Annotated in this window: 9 protein-coding genes and 1 pseudogene; 9 read left to right on the plus strand and 1 reads right to left on the minus strand. The window is 57.0% G+C overall.

Going from position 1 to position 8,933, the window contains the following annotated elements; all coding sequences use genetic code 11:
* Positions 1-120 precede the first annotated feature (120 nt).
* Positions 121-1,341 carry an imelysin family protein gene (locus NW863_RS10330; protein WP_414333707.1) on the minus strand — a complete coding sequence of 407 codons (1,221 nt, stop codon included), beginning with the start codon at positions 1,339-1,341 and terminating at the stop codon, positions 121-123.
* Positions 1,342-1,727: 386 nt separating this feature from the next.
* Here NW863_RS10330 and NW863_RS10335 point away from each other — a divergent pair, with 386 nt between their 5' ends.
* The 9 genes and pseudogenes from NW863_RS10335 to NW863_RS10375 all read left to right on the plus strand — a co-directional run bounded on the left by NW863_RS10335 (position 1,728) and on the right by NW863_RS10375 (position 8,847).
* Positions 1,728-2,762 carry a chlorophyll a/b binding light-harvesting protein gene (locus NW863_RS10335; RefSeq protein WP_414366171.1) on the plus strand — a complete coding sequence of 345 codons (1,035 nt, stop codon included), beginning with the start codon at positions 1,728-1,730 and terminating at the stop codon, positions 2,760-2,762.
* A 56-nt stretch (positions 2,763-2,818) separates the two neighbouring features.
* Entirely contained in the window at positions 2,819-3,328 is a 510-nt protein-coding gene (fldA, locus tag NW863_RS10340) for a flavodoxin FldA (RefSeq protein WP_414366173.1), read from the plus strand.
* Between the two features lie 48 nt (positions 3,329-3,376).
* Positions 3,377-4,390 (plus strand): annotated as a pseudogene (locus NW863_RS10345) (chlorophyll a/b binding light-harvesting protein); the annotation flags it as partial.
* A gap of 9 nt (positions 4,391-4,399) precedes the next feature.
* Positions 4,400-4,957 (plus strand): photosystem I reaction center subunit XI, encoded by a 558-nt coding sequence (locus tag NW863_RS10350; protein WP_414366179.1) that lies wholly within the window; start codon positions 4,400-4,402, stop codon positions 4,955-4,957.
* Between the two features lie 167 nt (positions 4,958-5,124).
* On the plus strand, positions 5,125-5,868 hold the full coding sequence (locus NW863_RS10355) for an alpha/beta fold hydrolase (RefSeq protein WP_414349128.1): 744 nt from the start codon (positions 5,125-5,127) through the stop codon (positions 5,866-5,868).
* A gap of 203 nt (positions 5,869-6,071) precedes the next feature.
* Positions 6,072-6,476 (plus strand): universal stress protein, encoded by a 405-nt coding sequence (locus NW863_RS10360; protein ID WP_414333698.1) that lies wholly within the window; start codon positions 6,072-6,074, stop codon positions 6,474-6,476.
* Between the two features lie 304 nt (positions 6,477-6,780).
* The gene (locus tag NW863_RS10365; protein ID WP_414366174.1) at positions 6,781-7,134 is read left to right on the plus strand and encodes a ferredoxin-thioredoxin reductase catalytic domain-containing protein; all 354 of its coding nucleotides are present in this window, start codon (positions 6,781-6,783) and stop codon (positions 7,132-7,134) included.
* A gap of 110 nt (positions 7,135-7,244) precedes the next feature.
* Positions 7,245-7,361: a photosystem II reaction center X protein gene (locus NW863_RS10370; protein ID WP_011431389.1), complete on the plus strand. Its 117-nt coding sequence runs from the start codon at positions 7,245-7,247 to the stop codon at positions 7,359-7,361.
* A gap of 82 nt (positions 7,362-7,443) precedes the next feature.
* Positions 7,444-8,847: a glycosyltransferase gene (locus tag NW863_RS10375; protein WP_414366176.1), complete on the plus strand. Its 1,404-nt coding sequence runs from the start codon at positions 7,444-7,446 to the stop codon at positions 8,845-8,847.
* The last annotated feature ends 86 nt before the right edge of the window (positions 8,848-8,933 follow it).

An 8,933-nucleotide genomic window follows, 5' to 3' on the forward strand; every position in this document is an offset into this window, starting at 1 on the left:
GCCGGCGGGAAAAGCCAGAAAGCTCGCTGCCCAAAGAGAGGCCAATCCCAGCATGAACATCTGGAGAAGACGACGCATAGGCTATCAAAATAGCGGCAACTCAACTCTTTTCGGACTTTCCTACTGCTGCAGAAGCGGCACAACTTCCTGAGCAAAGTTATCGAAAGCGTCTTCAATTTTTTCCATAGCGGCGGTAATAGATCCACGGGCATTGGCATCGCAAAGGCTTTTTTCGATAGGGTCAGGGATCCCCTGGAGAGCCGCCGCTGCTGCTTGTAACTCCGACTGAATTTGACTATCCAAATTGGGGTTGATGTCCCGGACAAATTGGCTGAGGCCGCGACCTTTTCTATCCCTAAATCCACCCAAGTAAGCATATTGGACGCTGCGCAGGTTGGCCTGAAACTCCGGCAGCGAATGGTGGGCAAAGCGGCTTTCCAAGAGAAAGGGATTTTGCCGGGCGAAGGCTTCGCCAATTTTGACCTTGCCCAGCTCGTCCAACATGCTGAGAATACCTTGGGCTATTTCTTCAGCAGCAGCTTGCAGCGTCAGGTAGCTCTTGCTGCCCTCCCCGGCTTTCACCCATTCTTCGCGAAAAGCAGGCAGCCCTTGCACGCCCTCTGTCCAGCTCTTGAGTAGCTTTTCCGCCGTATCCGCCAAAACCGGGCCAAGGGCAGCCAAGTACTCCCGATCCCGCTCGGTAAAGTCTTGCAAGGACTTATTGTTATCCACGCCAAAGAGCAGGAAGGCCACGGCATGAAATCCCTTTTGCCCGCTTTCCAACTCGGCCACGGTCTCTGGAGTGAGGGGATCGCCGCTGTTGAGAACTTCCAGCACCTCCACCTCGTTCAGGGGCCATTCGTCCAAATCCGCATCTAGCCCCAAGGAGGCCGCCGGCCCGAAGGCAAAAGCCTCGCTCTCCTCCCACGTTAGACGGGCAACAGACCAAGCCTGGCGAGCCGCTTGCAAAGTCTGGGAATTGGGATCTTGCACGAAGGCCTGGATGGCTTGAGACAGGGCCTGGGTATCGGCGGCCAACTGCTCATAGGCAGGGATCACCACCTGATCGGCAAAGTCGATCAAAATCTGCCGATCCTGAAACCGCTGCTCAGGAGAGAGCACAACGGCTGGCCGGCCAGAGCCCGCTCCTTCTTCTCCCCCTTCCCCACCCTCGCCGCCGCCATCCACCGGGATGGGCCGACACTCTGGGTTCATTTGAGCCGCCTGCTGGGGCGAGGCCTGGCTCAGGGCCGGTGGATCCTTTTGGCTTTCCCCGCAAGCAGCCCCGCTAACCAGAACATAAAGCCCTATCCCCGTCCACAGCTTCAGATATCTCGACATCTCCTCTGGGCTCCTTACCCCTCGGCTTGGCCAACTTTGGCTTGATTGTAACCTAGCTATTGAGACTCAATCTTAAGAAAAGAGAGATTTTTTACCACCGGTTGCCACGGGATCCCTCGCTTAGGCCCAACCCTTCAGGGACAACTGCCGCGCACAAAAGCTGTGGAAGGTGAAGTTAACCTGGATTTTAACAAAATTTAACCCCAGGTATATTGATATCTTCTCTCAAGAAGCCTAGAGTGAGTCACAGCTTGCTATTGAGACTTAATCTCAATAGTTGGTTGCGTGTCTCGAAAGGATGTGTCCGTGCGGCCAGAGGCGGGCCTGGGGCAAAGTCTCTGGCCTTTTCCCAAGCAAGCTTGTTTAGAAACACAAGAGGAGCGAAGATGACAGCGACGATACCGAAGCAAGAAGGGGGATCTAGCTCGCAACACCAGATCCCCTGGTGGGCGGGCAACGCCCGTTTGACCGTTCTTTCTGGCCGGCTGCTGGGGGCGCATGTGGCCCATGCCGGGCTGATCGTTCTCTGGGCAGGGGCGATGACCCTGATCGAGTTGGCTAAGTTTGACCCCAGCCGACCGATGTATGAGCAGGGACTCATTCTCTTGCCCCACCTGGCCAGCTTGGGGCTGGGGGTGGGATCCGGCGGGGAAGTTTTGGATACGGATATCTACTTTGCGGTGGGAGCGATCCACCTCATCAGCTCTGCCTTTTTGGGGTTTGGGGGCATTTTTCATGCCCTGCGCGGGCCGGCGGTGCTGGATCCCAAAGCTTTTCCCCTGTTTAGCTACGACTGGCAAGACAAAGACAAAATGACCACCATCCTAGGGATCCACCTAGTGCTGCTGGGCCTGGGAGCCTGGCTTTTGGTGCTCAAGGCAATGGTGTTTGGCGGGTTGTTCGACCCGGTGGCGGGAGAAGTGCGCCTAGTGGCTCCCAACTGGAACCCCTTTGGCCACCTGCTGGGCACGGAAGGTCGCCATTGGATAGCCGGGGTGGACACTTTGGAAGACGTGGTGGGCGGCCACCTCTGGCTGGGCCTGCTCCTGGTGGCAGGTGGGATTTGGCATATCGTGACCAAGCCTTTTGCCTGGGCAGAACGGATTTTTGTCTGGTCTGGGGAAGCTTATCTTTCCTACAGCTTGGGAGCTTTGGCCTTGATGGGGTTTATTGCCGCCTATTGGGTTGCCGTCAATCCCGTCGTCTATCCTGAAGTTTTCTATGGGCCGCTGCTGCGGGTGGGCTTGGATCGCTATCCCTTTTTTGAGCAAGGGGGGGCTCTCACACCTAGGGTTTGGCTGGCCAATGCTCACTTTTGGCTGGCCTTTTTCTTCCTTCAGGGTCACCTTTTCCATGCCCTAAAAGCACGAGGATTCAATTTCCGTACTGGCAGAGTAGAGCTTGCTGCGCAGCAGGTCTAACGACAATCTGGCCATCTAATTTTGGGCTTTGCACTTGCAGTTTCGAGGTAGGAGCAATGGCAAAAATAGGTCTATTTTTCGGCACTCAAACCGGAAATACCGAAAGAGCTGCTGAGATGATTCAAAAAGAGCTGGGCGAAGACAATGTGGATTTGATCAACATTGCCGAGGCCAGTATTGAGGACTTTGAGAAGTACGACTACTTAATTATCGGCTGTCCAACCTGGAACATTGGGGAGCTGCAGGCCGATTGGGATGGGTTTTTTCCCAATTTGAATGAAATCGATTTTTCCGGTAAGACGGTGGCCTACTTTGGAGTTGGGGATCAGTTAGGCTATCCCGACAACTTTCAAGATGCCATGGGGATCCTGGCCCAAAAAATCGCCGAGCGTGGCGGCAAAAATGTCGGCTCCTGGCCCACAGAGGGCTACGAGTTCAATGAGTCCAAGGGAGTGGTTAACGGTGAGTTTGTCGGCCTTGCCCTGGATGAAGACAATCAGCCGGAGCTGACGGAAAAACGAATTAAAGAGTGGACGGCCAAACTCAAAACACTCTTCAATCTGTAATCTCAAACCCGGCTTCTTAACTTGTTGTGGATACTGTGGGAGTTTGTCATGACTGGCGCAGTTCTATCTTCATCACCTACCTCTGCTGAGGGATCCCCTCAGGTCAGTTGGTTGGCAGGCAATGCTCGCTTGGTGAATCTGTCCGGAAAGCTGCTGGGGGCCCACGTGGCCCATGCGGGGTTGATCATGCTGTGGGCCGGCGGCATGACCCTGTTTGAGGTGGCCCACTGGGATCCGGCTCAGCCCATGGGCAGCCAAGGGCTGATCTTGCTGCCCCATTTGGCCACGTTGGGTATCGGCGTTAATGCAGAGGGGGTGGCCACGGATCCCTATCCCTTTTTTGTGGTGGGCGTTCTGCACCTGATTGCCTCGGCGGTGCTGGGGGCAGGAGGGATCTTCCATGCCCTTTTGGGGCCGGAGGTGCTGCCCAAAGGAGAAACCTTGGCCCAGTTTTTCGGCTACGACTGGGAAGACGACGACAAGATGACCACCATCCTGGGGATCCACCTGCTGCTGTTGGGGCTGGGGGCTTGGTTGCTGGTGGCCAAAGCGCTCTTCTGGGGAGGGCTGTACGATGCTCACCTGGGCCGCGTACGGGTGGTAACGGATCCCACCCTCAATCCGCTGCGGATCTTCGCCTACCTGACGCCGCTGATGGGCCAGCAGGGCATGGCTGCTGTGGATAACCTAGAAGATCTGGTGGGAGGGCACATCTACGTTGGCCTGCTTTGCGTCTTGGGGGGATGGTGGCACATAGCCACACGGCCCTCTGCCTGGGCCAAGCAGATCCTGATCTACTCGGGCGAACCCTACCTCTCCTACAGCCTGGGGGCCCTGGCCTACATGGGCATCTTGGCGGCCTATTTTGTCAGCGTCAACGAGATTGCCTATCCGGTGGCTTTCTACGGGCCGCTGGAGCTGGCTGCCGACGAGATGGGTGTGGTGAGCAGCCGCACCTGGTTGGCCACAGCCCACTTTGTCTTGGGGATCCTGTTTTTGGCAGGGCACATCTGGCATGCCATCCGGGCGCGGGCGGCAGCCAACGGCTTTGACTTCCAGCGCGGGGGCTGGGTGCGAGCCACAGATCCGCAGGTGGGCAACTGGGAGACGCCGGTAAACCAGGGGGATCTCACCCTGCTGCTGCTGCAAAACCTGCCCATCTACCGGGAGGGCTTGTCGCCCTTTCTGCGTGGCTTGGAGATTGGCATGGCCCATGGGTACTTTCTGGTGGGGCCGTTTTACAAGCTAAGTCCGCTGCGGGATTCGGAGCAGGCCCTGACAGCAGGGACGCTGGCGACCATCGGCCTGGTGCTGATCCTGACGGTTTGTCTCTCGGTTTACGGACGGGTGTCCTTTCCGCGCTCGCGGCTGGTGGCGGTGGTCAATACCCCCTACGGCGAGGTGGCCTATCCGACGCCAGGGGTGCAACTGATGGCGGAATCGCAGGGATCCCCTCAGCCGGTGCGCCTGCCGGCAAGCTCGGAGGACTTGCCCGAAAACTTGCGCACCCGCGCCGGTTGGAGCCAGTTGGCCGGAGGGTTTCTGGTGGGCGGTGTTGGCGGTGCCCTGTTTGCCTACATGCTCTTGAGCAGCGGCGATGTGGTAGCCCAGATTTTGCCGGGGCTGTAAAGCAGGGTTGAGGCTTCTCAAAGCAGGGGAGGGGAGATCCTCATCCCCTCCTCTCTGTCCCGATCTGCCCGGTTTGGATAGTTCTGCCGATTTCTAGAACTCTTGTTTGTGAAGCTTTTGTCAGCCACCGGCTTCAATCTTTCGACAGTCGAAATGGGACGGCCAAAATGAGTTTAGGTTCCGCTTCCGCGCTCTCTTTTGAGGCACTTTATTTGGGTGTTTCTCCCAGTCTCAAGCTTTTCGACCGGCCTTTGCTGGGATCCCTGGGAAAATGTTTCCGTGTGGCCTACTGGGAGTATCACCAAACCCAGGATGAGCCCTGTAGTTTAGAGACAGTCGTGACGCTACTATACGAATACCTGAAGGCTTGGGATCGACCGGTGCACCTCATCGGCCATGGCTTGAGCGGGGTGGTCGCCTATCTTTTCGCGTGCCACTATCCCCAACGGGTACGGTCTCTGACCCTGCTGGCAGTGTCCGATCAGCCTGCCGCTACCTGGCACGCCCATTTCTACCTGCAACGAAAAATGTTTTTCTGTAGCCGAGAACAGCTCCTGGTGCGTATAGCCCAGAGCCTTCTGCCCACTTCAGAACAGTGGCGAGCGCGCTCACTCTCCTATGCTCTGGCTAAAGACTTAGATACTTCCCCCATACCTCACTCCCTATTTCAGGTGATAGCGATTCCAGCTCGGAAAGTTTCGGTGCCGATGTTGGTTTGCGCCAGCAAGGATGACCCCATTGTGGATCCTGCTGCGCTCGAGAAGTGGAAAAACCACTTAAAGCCGGGGGATCAAATGTGGCTTTGCCCTGGAGGGCGACACTTTTTTCATTATTCTTTTCCAAGTTTGGTCAATCTGAAAATCATGGATTTTTGGCAGGAACTGCGCAAACTTCAGCCCAGCATGGCCTAAGGCGGCTGGATCTTCGCGGGATGATGGACATGGCCGCTCATTCAAACACTGGAGGAGCTCCGTTTGCCGCCCAGGTCGAGCCCCTCACAACAGAAAAACGGGCAGGGGTGGAAGGAGGCCATTGAGCTGCCGGTAAAATTGATAGAATGAGGCCGGCCCCCCGACTTGGATAGGGAATGGGCTTGACTGTGGGATCCGCGACTATGTTCGACAAACTGCTCTTTCCCATCGACAACTCGCGTGAGACCAGCCACGCCTTGCCCTTAGTGGCAGACATAGCGCAGCGCTACAAAAGTCAGGTGTACCTGCTCTCGGTTCTGGATGCTGCGGAGCTGGACGCGGAGCGGGCAGAACAAGCCCGGCAGAACATCCAGAACCTGCTCAAACAGACGGAGCTGGGCCTCCAGCAAATTGGCATTAGCAGCGTCAAGAGCGAGTATCGCGAGGGAAAAGTGCCCTTTGTCATCTGCGATGTGGCAGACGAGCTGGAGATCAGCCTGATCGTGATGGGATCCCGTGGCCTCAGCTTGTCTGCGGAGGGGCGGAACAACTCCGTCAGCCACCGGGTGATCGACCTCGCCCCTTGCCCGGTGCTGGTGGTGCCTTGAGGCAAGGGATCCCGGCAAGCATTCTCTGGTAGAGTACACTGAGGCTGGCTCTTGCTCAATCGAACTTGCCGAATCTAATGTTGCCTTGTGTAACAGCAAGGCAGCTACGATTTGTCTTGTCTAAAAGTCTGCAGTACAACGAAGAGCGAGATACAGCTTTCTCCGCCTCTGTGAGAATCCCGTGGAGGGGTGGGATCCCTGTCATGCAAAAGAAGCATCTGATTGGTATGAGCGTCACTCAGTGTTGCTGGGAAAAGCTGTAAGCTCCATTGCTATTCGTTAGTTCCACCCTTTAGGAAGCGTCATGGAAAGTCGTGGTTACAACAAGGCCTCCCAGAAGACCTTCGAGGTGATGCGGCATTTCGCAGAAACCTACGCCAAACGTACCGACACTTTTTTCTGCTCCGATCCTACGATTACGACAGCAGTGATCGAAGGCTTGGCTCTGCACAAAGAGCAATTGGGCGCTCCGCTCTGTCCCTGCCGCTTTTACGAAGACAAAGAGGCGGAAGTGAAAGCCGGCTATTGGAACTGCCCCTGCGTGCCAATGCGCGAGCGAAAAGAATGTCACTGTATGCTCTTCTTAACCCCAGACAACCCCTTTGCCGGCACCAGCCAAACCCTAGTGGAGGTGCCCCTAGAATACCAAACAAAATAACCGGCAAGGTACCTGTCCTTGGAGGAAACGATCGGGCCGGGGAAGGGCGACAAAGATCGGTATAATCAGGGAATAGTTGGGTAGTTGCTATTCGCAGGAGGAGGAAACTTATGACTCCCTCACTTGCTAACTTTCTCTGGAGCTTGGTGTACGGCGCAGTGGTGCTAGGGCTTCTCTTCGGCGCCATTGTCTTCGTCAGCCAAAGAGATAGGGTGCGTCGTCGCTGAGTCTCCCGCTCGCCAGGGCTTGTCTGCGGATCGCCCATCGCCCCTTATGATCAAAAGCTGATCTAGCGACATCCTGGGAGCGTTGACCCACCCCCTGCATTACTGGCGGCAAAAAAACCGCTACTACCACGAGGATCTGGAGCGGCTACACCGCTTCTTCGTTCCTCCAGGCCTGCGCATTCTGGAAATCGGCTCCGGCACCGGATCCCTGCTCAATGCTTTGCAGCCCAGTTTTGGGGTGGGGATTGACTGGGACGCGGAGATTGTTGCCCAGGCGCAGAGGCAGTTTCCCCACCTTCACTTTCGGGTTCGGGATGCCCACACGCTGGACAAGCAGGATCCCGTCTTAGCGGAGCCCTTTGACGTTATTTTGCTCGTCAATACCCTGGGCTACCTGACGGATATTCAGCAGGTTCTTGAGCAGTTGCGCCGTTTTTGTACCCCGCGCACTCGCCTGCTCCTCTCTTACCACAACCCCCTCTGGGAGCCGCTGCTGGGCCTGGCGACTGTCCTCAAGCAGCGCATGCCCTTGCCGGCAGCCAACTGGCTCTCGGCAGGTGACGTGGCCAATTTGCTGCACCTGGCAGGGTACGAGGTCATTCAGCAGGGCAAGCGGCTGTTGCTGCCGCGGCGGATCCCATTGCTTTCGACGCTGATCAACCGCTTCATTGCCCCCTTACCCGGGATCAACGCCCTCTGCCTGACTGAATACACGATCGCCCGCCTCCAGCCCGATCCCACCTGGGATCCCCCCCCTGAGGAGCAACCTTCTTGCACGGTGGTGATCCCGGCTCGCAACGAGGCAGGCAACATCCGCCGCTGTGTGGAGCAGTTGCCCGAAATGGGATCCCGAACCGAGATCATCTTTGTGGAGGGGCATTCCAGCGACGACACTTGGGCTGAGATCCAGCGGGTTCAGGCCGAATACCAAGGGATCCGCACCATCCGGGCCCTCCGGCAAGAGGGCAAGGGCAAGGGAGATGCGGTGCGCAAGGGGTTTGCCGCAGCCAGTGGCGATGTGCTGATCATTCTCGACGCCGACTTGACCGTCCAGGCGGAAGACCTCCCCAAGTTTTTCCGGGCGGTGGCCTCCGGGCGGTGCGACTTTGCCAACGGCTGCCGCCTGGTCTATCCCCTGAAACCAGAAGCAATGCCGCGTCTTAACCAGTGGGCCAATCGTTTTTTTGCCGCTCTCCTCTCCCACATTCTCGGCATCCGCATCAAAGACTCCCTCTGCGGCACCAAGGCCCTGTGGCGGGAGGACTATTGGCAGATTGTCAAGCTGCGGCAAGAGTGGGGAGATTTTGACCCGTTTGGGGATTTTGACCTGTTGCTAGGGGCGGCCAAGCGCACCCTTAAGATCCTGGACATCCCCGTGCGCTACTTCCCCAGAACCTATGGCCGCTCCAACATTCAACATGTGCGGGACGGGCTGCGGCTGCTGCAAATCTGCGCTTTTGCCCTCAGCCGCTTCAAGGGATCCTGAGCCCTAACCCCTTCAGCACGGTTTTGATCCAGACAGGCCGCTTCCCCATCCGGATCCCTGCCCAGCCTCCCAGAAGTTGTTACAAT

Origin of the sequence: Synechococcus sp. B60.1, assembly GCF_047462555.1 — a bacterium.
Classification (GTDB): domain Bacteria; phylum Cyanobacteriota; class Cyanobacteriia; order Thermostichales; family Thermostichaceae; genus Thermostichus.